Source organism: Streptomyces sp. NPDC086989 (assembly GCF_044745505.1).
Lineage (GTDB): Bacteria > Actinomycetota > Actinomycetes > Streptomycetales > Streptomycetaceae > Streptomyces.
Genome location: NZ_JBIVAL010000001.1, coordinates 549,231 through 570,376 on the forward strand (window position 1 = coordinate 549,231; position 21,146 = coordinate 570,376).

Sequence of the window (21,146 nt, forward strand, 5' to 3'; positions counted from 1 at the left end):
CGGCCGGGGCCGTCGCGTTCCGCGCGGCTAGCGCTGTTGGCAGGTCGGGCACCAGAAGAGGTTGCGGGCCGCGAGGTCGGCGCTGCGGACTTCGGCCCCGCAGATGTGGCACGGCATGTTCGCCCTGCGGTACACGTACACCTCGCCGCCGTGGTCGTCCACGCGGGGCGGGCGGCCCATCGCCCCGGGCAGGTGCTCGTCGCGGACGGTGTCGATCCGGTTGTTCCGCACGCCCTCGCGCATGAGCACCGCCAGGTCGGCCCACAGGGCGTCCCATTCGCCGCGCGTGAGGTCCTTGCCCAGCCGGTACGGGTCGATGCCGTGCCGGAAGAGCACCTCGGCCCGGTAGACGTTGCCGACGCCCGCGATCACTTTCTGGTCCATCAGCAGCGCGGCGACGGTGGTGCGGGAGCGGGAGATCCGCTTCCAGGCGCGGTCCGGGTCGTCGGCCGGGCGCAGCGGGTCGGGGCCGAGCCGTTCGTGTATCGCCTTCTTCTCGGCTTCGCCGATCAGGGCGCAGGCGGTGGGGCCCCGCAGGTCGGCCCAGTGTTCCGGGTTGAGCAGGCGCAGCCGGACCGTGTCGGTGGCCGGGGGCGCCGGGGCGGGGCCGAAGCCGAGCTTGCCGAACAGCCCGAGGTGGATGTGGATCCAGGCGTCGCCGAGTTCCAGGAAGAGGTGCTTGCCGTGCGCCTCGGCGCTCTCCAGGTGCCGCCCGTCGAGCAGGGCCGCGCTCTCCGCGAACCGGCCCTGCGGGCTGCTCACCCGGACCGGCCGTCCGGCGAAGCGCTCGGTGTGGTCCTGGGCGAGGCGGTGGATCGTATGCCCCTCGGGCACGGCACTGCTCCTACGTCTGGAAACGGCCGTGCCGCCGGGGGCTCCGGCGGCACGGCGAGGCGGAAGGTCAGCCCTGCGGGTGGTGGGCCGGAATCGGGGGGAGCTCGCCGGTCTGCTCGTACGCGGAGAGCATCTCGATGCGGCGGGTGTGGCGCTCCTCGCCGGAGTACGGGGTCGCGAGGAAGGCCTCGATGAAGGAGACGGCCTCGTCCTGCGTGTGCATCCGGCCGCCGACGGAGATCACGTTGGCGTTGTTGTGCTCACGGCCGAGCTTCGCGGTCTCGACGCTCCAGGCCAGGATGGCGCGGACGCCCTTGACCTTGTTCGCGGCGATCTGCTCGCCGTTGCCGGAGCCGCCGATGACGATGCCGAGGCTGTCGGCGTCCGCGGCGGTCTTCTCCGCGGCGCGCAGGCAGAACGGCGGGTAGTCGTCCACCGCGTCGTAGATGTGGGGCCCGCAGTCGACGGGCTCGTGGCCGTTGTTCTTGAGCCAGTCCACCAGGTGGTTCTTGAGCTCAAAGCCGGCATGGTCGGATCCGAGGTACACGCGCATGGCACGAGTGTGGCACGGGCACCCCCCGCAGACCGCGGCAGGGTGTCGCGTAAGTCACTTCTAAAGCTCAAGTAAACCCAAAGAACGCAGATGGGACAGGGCGGGACCCCGGTCCTGGATGTTCGTCCTAAAGCAACGATCCGGACTGAGGTCTTCCGTCCCGCGTTCATCTCAGGTTTGAATGCCCGGGCTCGCAACCCGAGAACCTAAGGATCCGTCCATGAGCTCCACGACGACCCTTCAGAAGGCAGGCGACCCGTCCGGTAACTCCGGCGACACGCAGCCCTCAGACGGTCTGAAGGCCGGTCTCAAGAACCGCCACCTGTCCATGATCGCCATTGGCGGCGTCATCGGCGCCGGCCTCTTCGTCGGCTCCGGTGGCGGCATCGCCAAGGCCGGCCCCGCCATCCTGATCTCGTACCTCCTCGTCGGCGCCATGGTCGTCTTCGTGATGCGGATGCTGGGCGAGATGGCAGCCGCCAGCCCGAACTCCGGCTCCTTCTCCGCGTACGCCGACCGCGCGCTCGGCCGCTGGGCCGGCTTCTCCATCGGCTGGCTGTACTGGTTCTTCTGGGTCGTCGTGCTCGCCGTGGAGGCGACCGCCGGTGCGAAGATCCTCGAGGGCTGGGTCCCGGCCGTCCCGCAGTGGGGCTGGGCCCTGATCGTGATGGTGGTCCTGACGATCACCAACCTCGGGTCCGTCTCCTCCTACGGCGAGTTTGAGTTCTGGTTCGCCGGCATCAAGGTCGTCGCCATCGGCGCCTTCGTCATCGTCGGCATGCTCGCCGTCTTCGGCGTGCTGCCGGGTTCGGACAACCCGGGTGCGGGCTTCGCCCACCTCACCGACGCCGGCGGATTCATGCCGAACGGCTGGGGCTCCATCCTCACCGGTGTGCTGATGGTTGTCTTCTCCTTCATGGGCAGCGAGATCGTCACCCTGGCGGCCGGCGAGTCCGAGGACCCGCGCCGCGCGGTCACCAAGGCCACCAACTCGGTGATCTGGCGCATCGGCGTCTTCTACCTGGGCTCGATCTTCATCGTCCTCACCCTGCTGCCGTGGAACGACAAGTCGATCGTCGACAAGGGCTCGTACGTCGCCGCCCTCGACTCCATCGGCATCGCGCACGCCGGCCAGATCATGAACGTGATCGTCCTGACCGCCGTGCTGTCCTGCCTGAACTCGGGCATGTACACGGCCTCCCGCATGGCGTTCTCGCTGGGCGAGCGCGGTGACGCGCCCAAGGTCTTCGCCAAGGTCAACAAGAAGGGCGTGCCCACGGCCGCGATCCTGGGCTCGGTGGTCTTCGGCTTCGCCGCCGTCTACTTCAACTACACCTCCCCGGACACGGTCTTCAGCTTCCTGCTGAACTCCTCGGGTGCGATCGCGCTCTTCGTGTGGCTGGTCATCTGCCTGACCCAGCTGCGGATGCGCAAGATCCTGGTGCGCGAGGCGCCGGAGAAGCTCACGGTCAAGATGTGGCTCTTCCCGTACCTGACGTGGGCCACCGCCGCGATGATCACCTTCGTCCTGGGCTACATGGTCTACGACAAGGACAACCGCGAGACGGTCATGCTGTCGCTGCTGGTCGCCGCCGTCGTGCTGGTCATCGGCGTGGTGCGCGACATACGCCGCAAGGCCGCCGCACGCGCCTAGGCCACGATGCACGGCAGCCCCGGACCACGTGGTGGTCCGGGGCTGCCGTGCTTGCCGCTGGCGCGGGCCGCGCACCTGCGTGCCGCTGCGGCCGTACGGGGCTACTTGCGGCCGACGAGCTTCCAGGTCGCGGGCAGCAGGCCCATCGCCAGCGCCGCCTTGAGCGCGTCGCCGATCAGGAACGGGGTCAGGCCCGCCGCGACGGCCGCGCCGAAGGACATCCCGGTCGACAGGGCCAGGTACGGCACGCCGACCGCGTAGATCAGCGCGGAGCCCAGCACCATCGTGCCCGCCGTACGGAGGACGGAACGGTCGGCGCCACGGCGGGCCAGGGCGCCCACGACGGTGGCGGCGAGCAGCATGCCGAGCACGTACCCGAAGGAGGCGCCGCCCGCGCCGGAGGTGCCGCCCGCGAACCACGGCATGCCCGCCATGCCGGCGAGCGCGTAGAGGGCGAGCGAGAGGAAGCCGCGGCGGGCGCCGAACGCGGTGCCCACCAGCAGGGCCGCGAAGGTCTGGCCCGTGACCGGGACCGGGGAGCCGGGGACGGGCACGGAGATCTGCGCGGCGAGGCCGGTCAGTGCGGCTCCGCCGACGACGAGCGCGATATCGCGGACGCGGCTCGCGGGCAGCAGGTCGGCGAGGACGGCGCCGGGGCGGAAGGAGACGGAAGCAGTGCTCATCGGAGGCTCCGCGGAGTGAGGGTGACGGGACGATCACCGACGCTAGTGCGCGGCCGCGCGCCGCCCCGCCTCCGGCCGGGACAAAGCCCTACTCACCGGTTTGGTGGGGAGTGCACAAAGGGGCCGGTTCACACCTGACAGGGAGTGATCCGCGTCACGAGCCAGATTCAGACAACACGTCCGTTTTGCGCGGATGGGCGCCGTCCGGCGAGACTGTAGGGTCCCGCCAATCCAATGCGGAGCCCCCACCGCCGCTGCCGAGCACGAGAGTACGAGCATCCACTCATGCGCGACCGCTTGCCCACCACTCCTCCAACCGGCCCCGTCGGTCCCGACCTGCCGGTGGAACCCCTCAGCCACAGCCTCAAGCAGCGCCACCTGACCATGCTGGGCCTCGGCGGCGTGATCGGCGCCGGGCTGTTCGTCGGCTCCGGCGCCGGCATCGGCATCGCCGGGCCCGCGATCATCTGCTCCTACCTGCTCGCGGGCGCCCTGGCCATGCTGGTGATGCGCGCGCTCGGCGAGATGTCGGCGGCGATGCCCGCCTCCGGGTCGTTCTCCGTGTACGCGGAGCGGGCGCTGGGCCGCTGGGCCGGGTTCTCGGCGGGCTGGCTCTACTGGTTCCTGCTGGTCGTGGTGCTGGCGGTGGAGGCCACCGGTGCAGCGAAGATCGCGAACGGCTGGCTGCCCGCCGTGGACCAGTGGGTGTGGGTGCTGATCTTCATGGTGGTCTTCACCGTGAGCAACCTGGCCGCCGTGAAGAACTTCGGCGAGTTCGAGTTCTGGTTCGCGGCCCTCAAGGTCGGCGCGATCGTCCTGTTCCTGGTCCTCGGCACCCTCGCCGTCTTCGGCTTGCTCCCCGACACCGATCCGGTCGGCATGGCCAACCTCACCGGCCACGGCGGCTTCTTCCCCGAGGGCTTCGGCGGGGTGGTCGCCGGCATGCTCGCCGTGATCTTCGCCTTCGGCGGCCTGGAGGTCGTCACCATCGCGGCCGCCGAGTCCGACGACCCGGCCAAGTCCGTGGCCCGCGCGGTGCGCAGCGCGGTGTGGCGCATCCTCTTCTTCTACGTCGGCTCGATGCTGGTCATCGTGACCCTGCTGCCGTGGGACTCGCTGGAGCCGGGGCAGAGCCCGTACGTGGCGGTCCTGGACTCGATCGGGATCCCTGCGGCCGGCCAGATCATGAACATCGTGGTGTTCGTGGCGCTGCTCTCCGCGCTCAACGCCAACCTGTACGGGTCCTCGCGCATGGTGTTCTCGCTGGCCGAGCGCGGCGAGGCGCCCGGGGCGCTGCTGAAGGTGTCCGGCGGCGGGGTGCCGCGACGGGCCGTGTTCGCCTCGGTGGCCTTCGGATTCGTCTCGGTGGTGCTGAACCTGCTGTGGCCGGACACGGTCTTCCTCTACATGCTCAACGCGGTCGGCGCGGTGCTGCTGTTCGTGTGGGCGCTGATCGCGGTCTCGCAGCTGAGGCTGCGCCGCATGCTGGAGCGGGACATGCCGGAGCGCCTCACGCTGCGGATGTGGTGCTTCCCGTACCTGACGTGGACGGCGCTGCTCGGCATGGCGGCGGTGCTGGTGCTGATGCTGTTCGACGACTCGGCGCGGCCGCAGCTGCTGTGGTCCGCGGGCGCGGCCGCCGCCGTGCTGGTGGTGGCGTGGGTGCGCGAGATCCGGGCGCCGAAGGCGTGATCCCGCGTCGGCGGTGAAGGAGCGGGCCCCTGCGCCGGAAGCGCGGGGCCGTTGCCTGTCGCGCCTGCGGCGTCCTGCCGCGAGAGTACGGGGACGATCACCGGCGGTCATCCCGCTGTCCGGATAACGGACATTGCGGGTCCGTTGATCGGACACGGGTGAGACTGGGGCACTTCCTCCCGTCCACCCGCACACCGGACAGGCACCACCTTCATGAGTCAGACATCCACCGCGCCGCGCGTCCAGGACGCTCCCCCCTCGGGCGGCGCGGGGTCCCCCCTCGGCAACGGCCTCAAACAGCGTCACCTCTCGATGATCGCCCTCGGCGGAGTCATCGGCGCCGGGCTCTTCGTCGGCTCCGGCGCCGGCATCGCCGCCGCGGGTCCCTCGATCGTGATCGCGTACGCCGTGTCCGGACTGCTCGTGATGTTCGTGATGCGGATGCTCGGCGAGATGTCCGCCGCGAACCCCGCTTCCGGGTCCTTCTCCGTCCATGCGGACCGGGCCATCGGCCCGTGGGCCGGGTTCACCGCCGGCTGGATGTTCTGGACGCTGCTGTGCGTGGGCGTGGCGATCGAGGCGATCGGCGCGGCGCACATCATGACCGGCTGGTTCCCCGGCACCCCGTCGTGGATGTGGGTGCTGGCCTTCATGGCGCTGTTCTGCGGCACCAACCTGGCCGCCGTCTCCCACTTCGGCGAGTTCGAGTTCTGGTTCGCCGCGCTCAAGATCGGTGCGATCGCGCTGTTCCTGGGCCTGGGCGTACTGGCCGTGCTCGGCCTGCTGCCCGGCACGTCCGCCCCCGGCGCCGCGCACCTGGTGCACGACGGCGGGTTCCTGCCGGGCGGCACGGACGGCCTGCTGGTCGGGCTGCTGGCGTCGGTCGTCGCGTACGGCGGCCTGGAGACGGTGACCATCGCGGCCGCCGAGTCGGACGACCCCGTCAAGGGCGTGGCCCGGGCCGTGAAGACCACCATGTGGCGGATCGCGATCGTCTACGTCGGCTCCATGCTGGTCATCGTCACGCTGCTGCCGTGGAACGACCCGGCGGTGACCGAGCAGGGCCCGTACGCGGCCACCCTGGACCGCCTGGGCATCCCGGCCGCCGGCGAGATCATGAACGTGGTCATCCTGATCGCCCTGCTCTCGGCGATGAACGCCAACATCTACGGCTCCTCCCGCATGGCCTACTCGCTCGTCGCACGCGGCCAGGGCCCCAAGGCGCTGGGCAAGGTCAGCGGCCGGGTGCCGCGGCGCGCGGTGCTCGCCTCCTGCGGGTTCGGCTTCGTCACCGTGCTGCTGTCCTACTGGTACCCGGACACCCTGTTCGCCTGGCTGCTGAACATGGTCGGCGGGGTCATCCTCGTCGTCTGGGGCTTCATCGCCGTCTCGCAGTTCACGCTGCGGCGCCGGCTGGAGCGGGAGGCCCCCGGGAAGCTCGTCGTGAAGATGTGGGGCTTCCCCTACCTGACCTGGGTGGCGCTGGCCGGAGTGGCCGGGGTCCTGGTCCTGATGGTCCTGGGCGAGGACACCCGGGTCCAGGTGGTCTTCACCGGCGGCCTCACGCTGGCCCTCGCGGCGACCGGCTACGTGATGCAGCGCCGGGCGGCGACCGCCCGCTGACACACCCCCGTTCCCCAGGTGGGCCCCGTGCGTTCGCACGGGGCCCACCCGCGTTTCACGGATTCGGGACCCACCCGCGTTTCGCAGAGGTGACCCTTACGTGATCTCCGGAATAGATACTGCTAGCGTGCAGTTGCGCATTGATTGCAATAAGCAGTTGGCACGCTGAGGGGACCGGATAACACGCATGGCCATCTACACGCTTCCTGAGCTTCCGTACGACTACGCGGCCCTGGAGCCGGTGATCAACCCGCAGATCATCGAGCTGCACCACGACAAGCACCACGCGGCTTACGTCACGGGCGCCAACACCACGCTGGAGCAGCTGGAGGAGGCGCGCGACAAGGAGAACTGGGGCGCGCTGAACGGCCTGGAGAAGAACCTGGCCTTCCACCTCTCCGGCCACATCCTGCACAGCATCTACTGGCACAACATGGCCAGCCCGAAGACCGGCGAGGGCGGCGGCGAGCCCACCGCTGCGGACGGCGTCGGCGAGCTCGCGGACGCCATCACCGAGTCCTTCGGCTCCTTCGCCAAGTTCAAGAAGCAGCTGACCTTCGCGTCCTCCGCGACGCAGGGCTCCGGCTGGGGCGTGCTCGCGTACGAGCCCGTCAGCGGTCGCCTGGTCGTCGAGCAGGTCTACGACCACCAGGGCAACGTCGGTGTCGCCAGCACCCCGATCCTCGTCTTCGACGCCTGGGAGCACGCCTTCTACCTGCAGTACAAGAACCAGAAGGTGGACTTCATCGAGGCCATGTGGAACGTCGTCAACTGGCAGGACGTGGCCAGGCGCTACGCCGACGCCAAGGCGAACACCCCGCTGCTGATCCCCGTCAAGGGCTGATCCCGGCCCCACCGAGCCCTCCCCCAGCCTTCGGCCGGGAGGCGCCCCCGCCTCGTGATCGTCTTCTCAACCTTCGCGTAGGGGGCGTTCGACGGAAGACCCCCGCACGGACGTGACGTGCGGGGGTCTTCTGCGTGTGCGGGCGGACCGGCAGACCTACTCGAAGGACGGGCCCTTGGTGCGGGTGCGCTTGATCTCGTAGAAGCCGGGGGTGGAGGCGACCAGCAGGGTGCCGTCCCACAGCCGGGCGGCGGCCTCGCCGCGCGGGGTGGGCGTGACGACCGGTCCGAAGAACGCCACGTCGTCGCCCTCGGCGCCGGGTACGGAGATCACCGGGGTGCCGACCTCCTGGCCGACGCGCTCGATGCCGTCGTTGTGGGAGTCGCGCAGCACCTGGTCGTACTCGTCGGAGTCGGCGTAGGCGAGCAGCTCGGCCGGCAGGCCGACCTCCGCCAGCGCCTCGGCGATGACCTCGCGGGTCGCGCCCTTGTCCTCGTTGTGGATCCGGGTGCCGAGCGCGGTGTACAGCTTGCCGGTGACCTCTTCACCGTGCTTCTGCTGGGCCGCGATGACGACGCGGACCGGGGCCCAGCCCTTGGGACCGAGGATCTCGCGGTAGCGCTCGGGCAGCTCTTCGAGCTTGTTCTCGTTGAGGACGGCGAGGCTCATCACGTGCCAGCGCACCTCGACGTCGCGGACCTTCTCGACCTCCAGCATCCAGCGGGACGTCATCCAGGCCCAGGGGCAGAGCGGGTCGAACCAGAAGTCGACCGGGGTCTTCTCGCGCACCTGGGTGTCGGCCATGTCTCTCCTCGGGTCACGTGGGCATCGGTGGTCGTGTTCCCCCTCCCCAACCAGGCCAGGACCTCGCGCATTCCCCCGTGCGAGGATTCGATCAGGTATCGCGATCACGCACGAAGGAGTGCACGTGCCCGGAGAGAATCTGTCCCGTGACGAGGCCCGCGAGCGGGCGGAGCTGCTGTCCGTCGACGGGTACGAGGTCGCCCTCGACCTGACGTCCGCCGTGGACGAGGCGGAACCGGCCGAAGGCCCCCGGACCTTCCGCTCGGTGACCACGATCCGCTTCCGGGCGGCGACCCCCGGCTCGGCCACCTTCGCGGACCTCGTCGCCCCGTCGGTGAACTCCGTGACCCTCAACGGGCGCGCCCTGGACCCGGCCGCCGTCTTCGACGGGGCACGGATCGCCCTGACCGGGCTGGACTCCGAGAACGTCCTGGTGGTGGACGCGAACTGCGCGTACAGCCGGACGGGCGAGGGCATGCACCGCTTCGTCGACCCCGAGGACGGCGAGGTCTACCTCTACACGCAGTACGAGCCGGCCGACGCCCGCCGGGTGTACGCGAACTTCGAGCAGCCCGACCTGAAGGCGCCCTACCGCTTCGAGGTGACGGCGCCGGAGGGCTGGCACGTCTGGAGCAACGGCGCCGAGGAGTCCCGCGAGGGCCTGACCCGCCGCTTCGCCGAGACCGCGCCGATCTCCACGTACATCACCTGTGTGGTGGCGGGCCCGTACCACTACGTGACGGACACCTACACGCGCGGGGACCTGACGATCCCGCTGGGCGCGATGTGCCGCAAGGGGCTGGCGAAGCACTTCGACGCGGACGACGTCTTCCTGGTCACCAAGCAGGGCTTCGACTTCTTCCACGAGCACTTCGACTACCCGTACCCCTTCGGGAAGTACGACCAGGCGTTCGTGCCCGAGTACAACCTGGGCGCGATGGAGAACCCGGGGATGGTGACCTTCCGCGAGGAGTACATCTTCCGCGGCAAGGTGACGCGGGCCGCGTACGAGCGGCGCTGCAACACGATCCTCCACGAGATGGCCCACATGTGGTTCGGCGACCTCGTCACCATGAAGTGGTGGGACGACCTGTGGCTGAAGGAGTCCTTCGCGGACTTCATGGGCTCGTTCTCCCAGGTGGAGGCGACCCGCTTCGACCAGGCGTGGGTGACGTTCGCCAACAACCGCAAGGCGTGGGCGTACCGGGCCGACCAGCTGCCCTCCACGCACCCGATCACGGCCGACATCCGCGATCTGGAGGACGCGAAGCTCAACTTCGACGGCATCACGTACGCCAAGGGCGCGGCGGTGCTCAAGCAGCTCGTCGCGTACGTCGGGCGGGACGCGTTCCTGGAGGGCGCGCGGCGCTACTTCAAGGCCAACGCGTACGGGAACACCACGCTCGACGACCTGCTGTCGGTCCTCGCGGAGGTCTCCGGGCGGGACATGGCCGAGTGGTCGCGGGCGTGGCTGCAGACGGCCGGCGTGAACGTGCTGACTCCGGTGCTGACGTACGACGCGGGCGGCCGGGTGACCGAGCTGGCCGTGGTCCAGGAGGCCGACGCCCTGCCCGGCCAGCCGACGCCGTCGGCGGGGCGCCCGCACCGCGTCGCGGTCGGCCTGTACCGGCTGGAGGGCGGCTCGCTGGTGCGCTACGCCCGGGCCGAGGCGGACGTGGCGGGCGTGCGGACGGCCGTGCCGGAGCTGGCCGGGCAGGAGCGGCCCGACCTGGTGCTGGTCAACGACGACGACCTCACGTACTGCAAGATGCGCTTCGACGAGGGCTCGCTGGAGACGCTGCGCCGGCGGCTCGGGGACGTGGCCGATCCGCTGGCGCGGGCGCTGTGCTGGTCGGCGCTGTGGAACCTGACGCGCGACGGCCTGATGCCGGCGCGCGACTTCGTCGCCCTGGTGCTGGCCCACTCCGGCCGTGAGACGGACGTCGGCGTGCTCCAGATGCTGCACTCGCAGGCGCTGACCGCGGTAACGCACTACGCGGCGGCCGACTGGCGCGAGGAGGGCGGCCGGGTGCTGTCGGCGGTCGCGCTCCAGGAGCTGCGCCGGGCGGAGCCGGGTTCGGAGCACCAGCTGACCTGGGCCCGCTTCTTCGCGGCGAGCGCGGCGACGGAGGGCGACTTCCAGCTGCTGCTGGGGCTGCTGGACGGGTCGGCGCGGATCGACGGGCTGGAGGTGGACCAGGAGCTGCGGTGGGACTTCCTGCTGCCGCTGGCCGCGCACGGCGCGGTGGACGAGGCCGTACTGACGGCCGAGCTGGTGCGCGACGACACGGCGTCGGGCAAGCGGCACCAGGTGCGGTGCCTGGCGGCGCGGCCGTCCGGTGCGGTCAAGGACCAGGCGTGGGCGGCGGTCGTCGAGTCGGACGCACTGTCGAACGCGCTGGTGGAGGCGACGATCGCCGGTATGCAGCAGTCCTCGCAGCGGGCGCTGCTGGCGCCGTACGCGGGGCGCTACTTCGAGGTGATCGAGCGGATCTGGACGCAGCGGTCCATCCAGATCGCCATGCACGTGGTGAAGGGGCTGTACCCGTCGCTGGAGGACTCCGAGGCGACGCTCGCCGCCACGGACGCCTGGCTGTCCGCGCACGCCGACGCCGCTCCGGCGCTGCGCCGCCTGGTGCTGGAGGCCCGTGACGACCTGGCCCGCGCGCTGCGTGCGCAGGCCTGTGACGCGGCCTCCGGCGGGGCCTCCGCGGCGGTTTAGGGGCTGTCCGGCGGGGTCGGGCCGACCGGCCCCGCCGGGGGAGGCGAACGACGGTATCGGCTTTCGAACGGCCGTACTTTAGTGCGGGCTTGTCCGGATTTGTCGACGAGAACGTAACAGGGGTTAGCGGGGCCGGGGCGAGCGGGAATCTCCGCCGCATGAACCACAACGCGCCCCTCCCCCTCGCCCACCTCACCGGCAGCAGCCCCCGCGTGATGAGCCTCGCCCAGCTCCGCGAGCACGGCGTCAGCGCCTCCGAAGCCGCCGGGCGGCCCTGGCAGGAGATCCTGCCGGGGGTGTTCCTCCTCCACCCCGGCGCCGCGACCAGTGAGGAACGCCTGCACGCGGCCCTGCTGTACGCCGGCCGCCGCGGCGGGGAGGCCATGATCACCGGCCTCGCGGCCCTCGCGCTGTACCGGTTCGCCTCGGCGCCCGCGCTGCTCGCGCTCACGCGGATCGACGTGCTGGTGCCGCACACCCGGCGGCTGCGCTCCGTCGGCACCGTACGGATCGTGCGCACGCACACCCCGCCCCACCCGCAGGAGCTGACCGGGCTGCCCGTCGCCCCCGTGGCCCGGGCCCTGGCGGACGCGGTCGGGCAGCTCGCCGACGCCGGCACCGTACGCCGCCTGCTCAGCGAGGCGGTGCGCGGCGGGCACTGCGAACCCGCCGCCGTCGTACGGGAGCTGACGGTGGCCCGGCTGCTGAACCGTCCCCACGTCGTGGACGCCGTCGAGTCGCTGCTCGCGGAGGGCCGGGCCCTCGCCGAGGACCGGCTGTACCAGCTCGTACGGGGCTACGGGCTCCCCGAGCCGGTCTGGAACGTCGATCTGCGGCTGCCGGGCGGCCCGCACCTGGGCGGCGTCGACGCGTTCTGGCCGGAGCAGTCCGTCGCGCTGGAGATCGACACCCGCGCGCCGCGGCAGGGCGAGGACGAGGAGTTCTCGGAGGCCGTCCGCAAGCGGGAGACCCTGGAGCGGCTCGGGGTGACCGTCCTGCACATCACCCCGCGCAAGCTCCGCGACTGGCCCGAGCAGCAGGCCGCGGTCGTCCGGACCGCCCTGACGGCCTCCGCGGACCGCGAGCCCGCCGCCTACCTGGTCGTACTCCCGCGGTGATGCGGCAGCGCCGGGTTGGCCGGCGAGTACTCCGGGGCGCTCCAGCGCAGCCGCCCGGGGTGCAGCGCCTCCACCACGGCCTCGACGCGGAAGCGGACGCTCCGGCTGCCGTCGGGGCCGAACTCGGTCCGGGCCCGCCCGCTGAGCTGGAGCACCGCCCCGCTCTCCCAGTCGGGGAACAGCAGCCCGGCCCGCGGATCGGCGGCCAGGTTCCCCAGGGTCAGGAACATGGCGTTGCCCGGATAGTCCGGCCAGGACAGCTCGACCGGCGAGAGCACCTCGACGAAGCCCGGCATGCCGCCTCGGTGGCTGGCATCGGTCCCGCCCTCGGCGGTGGTGGCGACGAAGAAGGTGTCGGCGGCCCGAACGGCCCGCTCCTGGCCGGGGGTGAGCGCACCCCCGAGCCGCACGACACCGGCCCCTTCGGTGATCACCTCCAGCGGCTGCCGCCTCTGCAGGTACTTGGGGCAGTTGGCGAAGACCCGTTCGGCCGCGACCGCGAACCCGCCCGCCGTCACCTCCACGGTCCCGTTCAGCCGCATCCGGCGCCGGGTGCGCGGATCGAGGGCGATGGTCCCGACCCGGGTGCCCTCGGTGGCCAGCGCCTCGGCGAGGGGGTCCCCGGCCGGTGGTCCGCCGCGGACCGCCATCCGGTGCGGACCGGTGGCCCGGACGAAGCCGGGCGGGCCGGTGAGCAGCGAGGCCCACAGCCGTCCCGCCCCGTCGGCGGCGCCGACGACCAGGTGGGGCTGGAGCTCGAGGAAGGCCGCGGCGACGTCCTTGATGCCCGTGCCGATCGAACGGCCGACGTGATCCGCGAGGGCGCGCACGCCGACGCGTTCCTGCACGGCCAGCGAGCCCTGGTGGTACCGGTCCATAATGCCGCCTCCTGTCGGAGCGTCTAGAAGAACCCGCAGGTCGGAGCCCCCGAGGTGGGAGCAGGCGACGCTTCGGCGCCGGCCGGTGCGGAGATCTCCAGACGGGTGCCGTCGGGGTCGTGGAAGAAGATCCCGCCGGAGGCCCTGCCCTCGCCGTGGGCGACGACCCCGTCGTACGCGAACTCCACCCCCAGCCCGCGCAGCCGCTCCTCGTACGCCCGGACCTCCTCGATGGTCGCGGCGGCGAGCGCCAGGTGGTGCAGTCCGGCCGCAGCCGTGGCGTACCCGCTGTCGGCCTGCTGCCAGAGCGTGAGGACGAGTTCGCCGTCCTGTCCGAGGAAGGCGAAGCGGCGGTCCTCCTCCTTGCCCTCACCCAGCAGCTCGAAGCCGAGTGCGTCCTGGTAGAAGGCGAGGGAGCGGGTGAGGTCGGTGACGTTCAGGCCCACGTGCCCGGTGCGCAGCTTGCTGATGACAGCCGTCACGGCTGCCCCCTTTCATCGGTTCCACTCATCGGTTCGAACTCAAATCTAACCTTCTAAATCAAAGTAAAGGGTTAGAGCCGACGGTGTCAACCGGCCACGTACCCTTGAGGGGTTAGCAGGCGCGCACGAAGGAGCGGCGACATGGCGACAGAGGCGGCGGACCCCCGCCCCCTGACGGGCGAGCCGGTCTCCCTGGACCTGCTGAACACGCGCTGGATGCGGGACGGCCAGATCACCGACCTCTTCGCCGGCGCCTTCGGGCTGACCCGCCTCGAGGGGCTCGCGGTATGGCTGCGCAGCACCGGGCTGGCCGACCGCTTCCGCGCCGACGCGGCGACGCTCGTCCACCTGCTGACCGCCCGCGAGGCACTCGCCCGCGCGGTCGCGGACCCGGCCGACGAGAGCGCGCGCGCCCTGATCGACGCCGTCCTGGAACACGGACGGATCCGGGCCACCCTGACCGCCGAAGGCCCCGGCGAGCGCGCCGAGTTCGCGGATCCGGCCTGGGGGCCGGCCTGGACGGCCGCCCGCGATTACCTGGAACTGCTGGGCACGACGCCCGAACGGATCCGCAAGTGCGCCTCCGAGACGTGCGTGCTGCACTTCCACGACACCTCGCGCAACGGCACCCGGCGCTGGTGCTCGATGTCCGTGTGCGGAAACCGGGCGAAGGCCTCGCGGCACTACGCGCGCACGCGCGTGCGCTGACAGCCCGGAAGTTGTCACACCCGATCTGACACCGAGCACCGCAACATCCTCGCAATGAGGTCGGGAAGTCGATAAATCAACTCTTCACCCCCTGCGATTCGCACCCCTACGCCCCGGTACGGCCTCGATGGCGCATGCTCCGATCTGGCGAGAGTCCGCCATGTCAGGTCTCGGTCAATGACAACGCTCCCCAAACAGCTGTCACTTGCGCAAAGCTGACCGGTCATCCGGCACCGAAATCCGGACCGTATCTTTCACTTATCCAGGGATGCTGATGACCCTCGAATCCCCCAGCTCCATATCCGGGGCCAGACGCGTCGCGCGCGTCGCGGCCGCGGCCGGCCTGGTCGCCGCGCTGGCGACCGCGGGCGCGATGCCCGTGTTCGCGGCGACCGGCACCGGAGGCGGCACCCCGGGCACCGGCCCGGCCGTCAAGTCCGCCGAGCAGAAGATGGGTTCGGCGGACGCCGAGCTGCTTCAGGAGGCCAAGGCCAAGGGTGACGCGACCGTCACCGTCATGGTGGCCACCGCCCCGGGCCAGACCAAGCAGGTCGCGGACCAGCTGACCGCGGTCCAGGGTGCTTCGGTCGGCCAGACCAACGACAAGCTCGGCTACGTGCGGGCCACGCTGCCCACCGGCAAGGCCGAGGCCGCGCTGAAGGCGGCCGCCAAGCTGTCCTCGGTGCACGCCATGGACCTCAAGCACGAGATCCAGCTGTCGGACCCGCGCCCCGACGGCGGGAAGGACTCGGGCTCGGCGAAGAGGACCGCCGCCGAGACCTACCCCGGGCCGGACAAGAACACCCCCGCGAAGAACCCGTACAACCCGTCCTTCGAGACCGGCGCGGTGGACTTCGTCGCCAAGAACCCGCAGGCCGACGGCCGCGGCGTGACCATCGGCATCCTGGACTCGGGCGTCGACCTCGGCCACCCGGCGCTCCAGAAGACCACCACCGGCGAGCGCAAGATCGTCGACTGGGTCACCGCGACCGACCCGATCACGGACAACGACGCCACGTGGCGGGCCCAGATCACCCCGGTCACGGCCACGGGCGGCACCTTCACCGCGGGCGGCCAGAGCTGGAAGGCCCCGGAGGGGTCGTACCAGTGGAGCCGCTTCAGCGAGTCGATCACCGCCACCGGTGACGCGAAGGGCGACGTCAACCGGGACGGGGACACCACCGACCGGTTCGGCATGCTCTACGACCCCGCCGCCGGCACCGTCCGCGTCGACACCGACCAGGACGGCGACTTCACGAACAACGAGCCGATGAAGCCGTACAAGGACGGCTACCAGATCGGCTACTTCGGCACGGACAACCCGGCGACCGACGTCGCCGAGCGCATCCCGTTCGTGATCCAGATCCGCAAGGACGTCCCGATGGACCCGCTGGGCGGGGACTGGGTCGGCAAGAAGGCCGACTTCGTCAACATCGGCATCATCGAGTCCGAGCACGGCACGCACGTCGCCGGCATCACCGCCGCCAACAGCCTCTTCGGCGGCAAGATGAACGGCGAGGCGCCCGGCGCGAAGATCGTCTCCTCGCGCGCCTGCTCCTGGTCCGGCGGCTGCACCAACGTCGCGCTGACCGAGGGCATGATCGACCTCGTCGTCAACCGCGGCGTGGACATCGTCAACATGTCCATCGGCGGCCTGCCGGCGCTGAACGACGGCAACAACGCCCGCGCCGAGCTCTACAAGAACCTCATCGACACCTACGGTGTCCAGCTCGTCATCTCGGCGGGCAACGAGGGCCCCGGTGTCAACACCATCGGCGACCCCGGTCTCGCGGACAAGGTCATCTCCGTGGGTGCCGCGGTCTCCAAGGAGACCTGGGCCGCGAACTACGGCTCCGGCGTGACCAAGCAGTACAACATGTTCCCGTTCTCCTCGCGCGGTCCGCGTGAGGACGGCGGCTTCACGCCGACCATCACCGCCCCCGGCGCGGCCATCAACACCACGCAGACCTGGCTGCCCGGCTCCCCGGTGAAGGAGGCCGGCTACAGCCTGCCGGCCGGTTACTCGATGCTGCAGGGCACCTCGATGTCCTCGCCGCAGGCGACGGGCGCCAGCGCCCTGCTGCTCTCGGCCGCCAAGCAGCAGCACGTCGCGGTCACCCCGGCGAGCCTGCGCGTGGCGCTCACCAGCACCGCGAAGAAGATCGCCGACGTCCCGGCGCACGCCCAGGGCGCGGGTCTGATCAACATCGTCGACGCGTGGGAGTCCCTCCAGCGCGGCGCCAAGGCCAACGAGTTCACCGTCAAGGCCCCGGTCGACACCGCGATCGACCAGTTCCTCAAGACCCCGGGCTTCGGCACCGGCCTCTACGACCGCGAGGGCGGCCTGAAGGTCGGCCAGAAGAAGGTCTACGACGTCGTCGTCACCCGCACCACGGGCGTCAAGTACGGCACCCGTCACGACCTGACCTGGCGCAACAACGACGGCACGTTCAAGGTCGTCGGCGGCTACGACTACGTCACGCTGCCGCTGAACAAGCCGGTCACCATCAAGGTCGAGGCCAACCCCAAGTCGGCCGGCGTCCACAGCGGCATCCTGCAGCTGGACGACGAGACCAGCGAGGGCATCGACAAGCAGATCCTGACCACGGTCGTCGCCTCCACCCCGCTGGCGAAGCCGTCGTTCACGCTGTCGGACACCTCGTCCGTCCAGCGCAACAGCCACAAGTCGTACTTCGTCACCGTTCCGCAGGGCGCGAAGTCCCTCGAGGTCGCCCTCGGCGGTCTCGCGGCGGGCAGCCAGACGCGCTTCATCTCGATCCACCCCTACGGTGTGGGCGTCGAGGACAGCGCGACCACCCAGTGCTACCCGAACTACGACAACCCGGCCAACAAGTGCCGCCCCGACCTGCGTTCGTACGACAACCCGCAGCCGGGCGTCTGGGAGATCGAGGTCGAGTCGCGCCGTACGTCGCCGCTGCTCGACAACCCGTTCAAGCTGGACGTCTCCGTCCTCGGTGCGGCCTTCGACCCGGCGGTCAAGGTCCTGCCCGAGGTGAAGCAGGGCACCCCCGCCCCGGTCCAGTGGACGATCAAGAACGAGGCCGCGGCCATCTCCGGCGGCAAGCTCCAGGGCGGCCCGCTCGGCTCCGCCAAGGTCGCCAAGCCGACCATCGCCAACGGCGAGACCCAGACCAGCACCGTCACCATCGGTGAGGGCGTCTCCCGTCTGGACGTGGCCATCGGCGGTGTCTCCGACACCGGTGCCGACCTCGACCTCACCGTCCTCAAGGACGGCGTGAAGGTGGGCTCCTCCGCCGACGGCGACTCCGAGGAGGCCGTGACCCTGCTCAACCCGGCCGCCGGCACCTACACCATCGAGGTCGCCGGTTACGCGGTTCCGTCCGGCTCCACCACGTACAACTACCGCGACGTGTACTTCTCCTCCGCCCTGGGCTCCGTCCAGGTCGACGGGGCCGCCGCGGTGAACCTCGCCAACGGCGCCTCGGCGTCCGTCACGGCGAACGTCCTCGCCGCCGCCCCGGCCCCCGAGGGCCGTCAGTTCTTCGGCGAGGTCAAGCTGCTCAACGGCCGCGGCACCGCCGCCGGCACCGGCAGCGTCCAGATCGAGAAGGTCACCCCGTAATCCCACGGAGTGAACACCGGAGGGGCGGCGCTCACCGAGCACCGCCCCTCCGGGCTTTTCCCCCACGGGGGCCAGGGGCTACCTGCCCAGCGAGCTCAGGTCCTGGGCGTACGTGCCGACCGCGTGGGCGATGACGTCCAGGTTGGTGTCGAAGGCCTTCAGGTCCAGGTTCTTCAGCGTGTCGCCCGCCCCGTGGTAGTTGGGGTCGTACGGGGCCCCGGCCGTGCCGCCGTACCGCAGGGCCTGCTCGGCGGTCTTGACGCCCTCGGCGCCGGTGAAGGTGCCGCCGGCCGGGATGCCGTTCGCGATGAACGGGCCGTAGTCGGAGCGTCCGTCGAAGTCGCTGCCCTCGTGCGGCTTGCCCTTCTTGTCGAGGAAGCCGTTGATGAGCGCCTCGATCTGCGCCGACCCGGCCGGTCCGGCGCCCTCACCGGTCCTGTCCGAGTCGTCGCCGTCGTAGACGAACTGCACCGGGTTCGGCGAGGCGATCATGTCGAAGTTCAGGTAGAGCGCGATGTCCTTCTTCTGCCGGGCGGACAGCTGCGCCACATAGTGCTCGGAGCCCAGCAGGCCGAGCTCCTCCGCCGACCACCAGGCGAACCGGACCTTGTTCGCCGGGCCCTTGCCCTTCGTGTTCGCGCCCTCCCGGGCGAGTTGGAGGGCCACCTCCAGCAGGCCGGCCGAGCCGGAGCCGTTGTCGTTGATGCCCGGGCCCTCGGGGACCGAGTCCAGGTGGGCGCCGACCGTGACGACGCGGTCGGAGCGGCCGCCCTTCGTCTCGGCGATCACGTTGCGGGTGGTCCTCTTCACGTGCTCCTGGTCCAGCTCCAGGCGTACGGTCACCTCGCCCCCGGCGGCGGCCGCGGCCAGCGCCTCCCCGTCGGCGAGGGTGATCCCGGCGCTCGGGATGACCCCCTCGGCGGGCGAGGAGAACCCGCTGCGGACCGGGGTGGTGCCGCTGTGGTTGTAGACGATCACGCCGGCCGCACCCGCGGCGGCGGCCGCCTTCTGCTTCTCCACGAAGGTGCACGCACCCCGCTTGACCAAGGCGATCTTCCCGGTGAAGGCCCCGGCCGGATAGTCGGCGGCGTCGCAGCCCGGGGTCTCGTCGACCCGGGCGAGGGCGAGCGGGGCGGTCAGCCCGCCGGCCGGCGTCGACGGGGTGAAGGTGAAGGCCGCGGTGGGCAGCTCCCGCGGGGCCGCACCGAGGACGGTGGCCCGCTCCGTCCTCGTGTGCGCCTCGAAGACGTCGAAGTCCTGGTACGAGACCTGGTACCCGGCCTCCTCCAGCGTGTCGTGGACGTAGGCGGCCGAGGCGGCGTGCCCGGGCGTGCCGGCGGCGCGGTTGCCCCCGTTGGCGTCGGCGATCTGCTGGAACTTCGCCAGGTGGCGGTAGGCGCCGCGGGCGGTGACATCCGTCACCAGTTCCCTGGCCAGCCTGCCCTCGCGGGGGTGGGCGGCCGCCGGGGTGGCGGCGAGCAGGACGGGTGCGGCGACGGCGGTGGCCGCGAGGGCGGCGAGTGCCGGTATGGACCGGCGGCGGTGGCGGATGGCGCGCACGGTGGTTCTCCCCGAGTTCGATGTACGGAACATCCGTCCGGATAACGGACGCGACGGAACGGACCGTAACCGGCCGCGACCGGACGAACCGGGCGCTCGGAGGGGGTGCAACACGCCCGCCACGAACGTGTCACGGGGGTTCACATCCGGGACACCGTCCGTTCCTCGGACAATGGATTGGACAAGCCTCGTGGGGTCGAACGCATGATGGCTTCACGCGCCCGCGTCGTACGTACCAGAAGGAGTCACCGTGAGGGTCGGAATCGTCGGAGCCACCGGACAGGTCGGCGGAGTCATGCGCGGCATCCTCGCCGAGCGCAAGTTCCCGGTGGACGAGCTGCGGCTGTTCGCCTCGGCCCGTTCCGCGGGCTCGACCCTCGCCTGGGAGGGCACGGAGATCACCATCGAGGACGCCTCCACGGCCGACTACTCCGGCCTCGACATCGTGCTCTTCTCCGCGGGCGGCGCGACGTCCAAGGCCCTCGCCGAGAAGGTCGCCGCCCAGGGCGCCGTCGTGATCGACAACTCCTCCGCCTGGCGCCGCGACCCCGAGGTGCCGCTCGTCGTCTCCGAGGTCAACCCGCACGCGATCAAGGACCGCCCCAAGGGCATCATCGCGAACCCGAACTGCACCACCATGGCCGCGATGCCCGTGCTGCGCCCGCTGCACGAGGAGGCCGGCCTGACCGCTATGGTCGCCACCACCTACCAGGCCGTCTCCGGCTCCGGCCTGGCCGGTGTCGCCGAGCTCAAGGGCCAGGCCTGCGCGGTCTCCGAGGCCGCCGACCAGCTGACCTTCGACGGCGGCGCGGTGGACTTCCCCGAGCCGGCCGTCTACAAGCGCCCGATCGCGTACAACGTGGTGCCGCTCGCGGGCAACCTGGTCGACGACGGCTCCTTCGAGACCGACGAGGAGCAGAAGCTCCGCAACGAGTCCCGCAAGATCCTGGAGATCCCGGAGCTCAAGGTCTCCGGGACCTGCGTGCGCGTACCGGTCTTCTCCGGCCACTCCCTCCAGGTCAACGCCCGCTTCGCGAACCCGATCAGCGTGGAGCGCGCGTACGAGCTGCTGAAGGACGCCCCGGGCGTCGAGCTCTCGGAGATCCCGACCCCCCTCCAGGCTGCGGGCCGGGACGCCTCGTACGTGGGCCGCATCCGCGTGGACGAGACCGTCGAGAACGGCCTCGCGCTGTTCCTCTCGAACGACAACCTCCGCAAGGGCGCGGCGCTGAACGCGGTCCAGATCGCGGAGCTCGTCGCGCAGGAGCTCCGCGGCTGATCCGGCGGACCCGCGGACACGGCGGAGGGGGGGGCCCCGCCGGGGGCCCCCCCCCCCCCCGGCCCCGGCCCCGGCCGCCCGCCAACCCGCAAAACAAAAAACACACCC

At 70.9% G+C, this 21,146-nt stretch carries 16 protein-coding genes; 9 read left to right on the plus strand and 7 right to left on the minus strand.

The genetic code is table 11. The features are described 5' to 3' along the window. Window positions 1–27: 27 nt before the first annotated feature. Together ACIPK4_RS02635 and ACIPK4_RS02640 are read right to left on the minus strand one after the other, a co-directional pair. Window positions 28–834, minus strand: coding sequence for an Fpg/Nei family DNA glycosylase (locus ACIPK4_RS02635; RefSeq protein WP_402308760.1), 807 nt, complete (start codon window positions 832–834; stop codon window positions 28–30). A 67-nt stretch (window positions 835–901) separates the two neighbouring features. Continuing rightward, window positions 902–1,387: a ribose-5-phosphate isomerase gene (locus tag ACIPK4_RS02640; protein ID WP_054226804.1), complete on the minus strand. Its 486-nt coding sequence runs from the start codon at window positions 1,385–1,387 to the stop codon at window positions 902–904. 220 nt (window positions 1,388–1,607) lie between these two features. On the opposite strand from ACIPK4_RS02640, the gene ACIPK4_RS02645 reads away from it, so the two are divergent. Beyond that, a complete protein-coding gene (locus ACIPK4_RS02645; RefSeq protein ID WP_402308763.1) occupies window positions 1,608–3,041 on the plus strand; it encodes an amino acid permease in 1,434 nt (477 codons plus the stop codon). A gap of 101 nt (window positions 3,042–3,142) precedes the next feature. Here ACIPK4_RS02645 and ACIPK4_RS02650 read toward each other — a convergent pair whose 3' ends face one another. Continuing rightward, entirely contained in the window at window positions 3,143–3,724 is a 582-nt protein-coding gene (locus ACIPK4_RS02650; protein WP_327283442.1) for a biotin transporter BioY, read from the minus strand. Between the two features lie 285 nt (window positions 3,725–4,009). On the opposite strand from ACIPK4_RS02650, the gene ACIPK4_RS02655 reads away from it, so the two are divergent. The 3 genes from ACIPK4_RS02655 (at window position 4,010) to ACIPK4_RS02665 (ending at window position 7,883) form a co-directional block, all read left to right on the plus strand. After that, window positions 4,010–5,416 (plus strand): amino acid permease, encoded by a 1,407-nt coding sequence (locus ACIPK4_RS02655; RefSeq protein WP_054226801.1) that lies wholly within the window; start codon window positions 4,010–4,012, stop codon window positions 5,414–5,416. A gap of 213 nt (window positions 5,417–5,629) precedes the next feature. Next, window positions 5,630–7,039, plus strand: coding sequence for an amino acid permease (locus ACIPK4_RS02660; RefSeq protein WP_402308765.1), 1,410 nt, complete (start codon window positions 5,630–5,632; stop codon window positions 7,037–7,039). 187 nt (window positions 7,040–7,226) lie between these two features. Then, on the plus strand, window positions 7,227–7,883 hold the full coding sequence (locus tag ACIPK4_RS02665) for a superoxide dismutase (protein ID WP_402308767.1): 657 nt from the start codon (window positions 7,227–7,229) through the stop codon (window positions 7,881–7,883). A gap of 156 nt (window positions 7,884–8,039) precedes the next feature. On the opposite strand, the gene ACIPK4_RS02670 is transcribed toward ACIPK4_RS02665, so the two are convergent. Beyond that, entirely contained in the window at window positions 8,040–8,687 is a 648-nt protein-coding gene (locus ACIPK4_RS02670) for a DsbA family protein (protein WP_054226798.1), read from the minus strand. A 124-nt stretch (window positions 8,688–8,811) separates the two neighbouring features. Here ACIPK4_RS02670 and pepN point away from each other — a divergent pair, with 124 nt between their 5' ends. Both pepN and ACIPK4_RS02680 read left to right on the plus strand, forming a co-directional pair. Then, a complete protein-coding gene (gene pepN / locus ACIPK4_RS02675) occupies window positions 8,812–11,409 on the plus strand; it encodes an aminopeptidase N (RefSeq protein WP_402308769.1) in 2,598 nt (865 codons plus the stop codon). A 158-nt stretch (window positions 11,410–11,567) separates the two neighbouring features. Then, on the plus strand, window positions 11,568–12,527 hold the full coding sequence (locus ACIPK4_RS02680; RefSeq protein ID WP_402308771.1) for a hypothetical protein: 960 nt from the start codon (window positions 11,568–11,570) through the stop codon (window positions 12,525–12,527). Here the strand turns inward: ACIPK4_RS02680 and ACIPK4_RS02685 are convergent. Both ACIPK4_RS02685 and ACIPK4_RS02690 read right to left on the minus strand, forming a co-directional pair. Then, window positions 12,503–13,405, minus strand: a complete 903-nt coding sequence (locus ACIPK4_RS02685) for a pyridoxamine 5'-phosphate oxidase family protein (protein WP_402308773.1) — start codon at window positions 13,403–13,405, stop codon at window positions 12,503–12,505. The two genes, ACIPK4_RS02680 and ACIPK4_RS02685, sit on opposite strands and share 25 nt — an antisense overlap. A 23-nt stretch (window positions 13,406–13,428) precedes the next feature. Further along, window positions 13,429–13,887, minus strand: a complete 459-nt coding sequence (locus ACIPK4_RS02690) for a VOC family protein (RefSeq protein ID WP_402308775.1) — start codon at window positions 13,885–13,887, stop codon at window positions 13,429–13,431. A gap of 141 nt (window positions 13,888–14,028) precedes the next feature. Here ACIPK4_RS02690 and ACIPK4_RS02695 point away from each other — a divergent pair, with 141 nt between their 5' ends. Further along, entirely contained in the window at window positions 14,029–14,595 is a 567-nt protein-coding gene (locus ACIPK4_RS02695) for a CGNR zinc finger domain-containing protein (RefSeq protein WP_402308777.1), read from the plus strand. Window positions 14,596–14,869: 274 nt separating this feature from the next. Continuing rightward, entirely contained in the window at window positions 14,870–18,199 is a 3,330-nt protein-coding gene (locus tag ACIPK4_RS02700) for a S8 family serine peptidase (RefSeq protein WP_402308779.1), read from the plus strand. Between the two features lie 78 nt (window positions 18,200–18,277). Here ACIPK4_RS02700 and ACIPK4_RS02705 read toward each other — a convergent pair whose 3' ends face one another. Next, window positions 18,278–19,759: a M28 family metallopeptidase gene (locus ACIPK4_RS02705; RefSeq protein WP_402308781.1), complete on the minus strand. Its 1,482-nt coding sequence runs from the start codon at window positions 19,757–19,759 to the stop codon at window positions 18,278–18,280. A 250-nt stretch (window positions 19,760–20,009) separates the two neighbouring features. Between ACIPK4_RS02705 and ACIPK4_RS02710 the strand changes: the two genes are divergently transcribed. After that, entirely contained in the window at window positions 20,010–21,038 is a 1,029-nt protein-coding gene (locus ACIPK4_RS02710; RefSeq protein ID WP_054226792.1) for an aspartate-semialdehyde dehydrogenase, read from the plus strand. Window positions 21,039–21,146: the final 108 nt, after the last annotated feature.

Excerpts from the sequence above, each read along its gene's own strand:
- ACIPK4_RS02640 (WP_054226804.1), bottom strand. The coding sequence starts at position 1,387 with ATGCGCGTGTACCTCGGATCCGACCATGCCGGCTTTGAGCTCAAGAAC.
- ACIPK4_RS02645 (WP_402308763.1), top strand. The coding sequence starts at position 1,608 with ATGAGCTCCACGACGACCCTTCAGAAGGCAGGCGACCCGTCCGGTAAC.
- ACIPK4_RS02650 (WP_327283442.1), bottom strand. The coding sequence starts at position 3,724 with ATGAGCACTGCTTCCGTCTCCTTCCGCCCCGGCGCCGTCCTCGCCGAC.
- ACIPK4_RS02655 (WP_054226801.1), top strand. The coding sequence starts at position 4,010 with ATGCGCGACCGCTTGCCCACCACTCCTCCAACCGGCCCCGTCGGTCCC.
- ACIPK4_RS02660 (WP_402308765.1), top strand. The coding sequence starts at position 5,630 with ATGAGTCAGACATCCACCGCGCCGCGCGTCCAGGACGCTCCCCCCTCG.
- ACIPK4_RS02665 (WP_402308767.1), top strand. The coding sequence starts at position 7,227 with ATGGCCATCTACACGCTTCCTGAGCTTCCGTACGACTACGCGGCCCTG.
- ACIPK4_RS02670 (WP_054226798.1), bottom strand. The coding sequence starts at position 8,687 with ATGGCCGACACCCAGGTGCGCGAGAAGACCCCGGTCGACTTCTGGTTC.
- ACIPK4_RS02680 (WP_402308771.1), top strand. The coding sequence starts at position 11,568 with ATGAACCACAACGCGCCCCTCCCCCTCGCCCACCTCACCGGCAGCAGC.
- ACIPK4_RS02685 (WP_402308773.1), bottom strand. The coding sequence starts at position 13,405 with ATGGACCGGTACCACCAGGGCTCGCTGGCCGTGCAGGAACGCGTCGGC.
- ACIPK4_RS02695 (WP_402308777.1), top strand. The coding sequence starts at position 14,029 with ATGGCGACAGAGGCGGCGGACCCCCGCCCCCTGACGGGCGAGCCGGTC.
- ACIPK4_RS02700 (WP_402308779.1), top strand. The coding sequence starts at position 14,870 with ATGACCCTCGAATCCCCCAGCTCCATATCCGGGGCCAGACGCGTCGCG.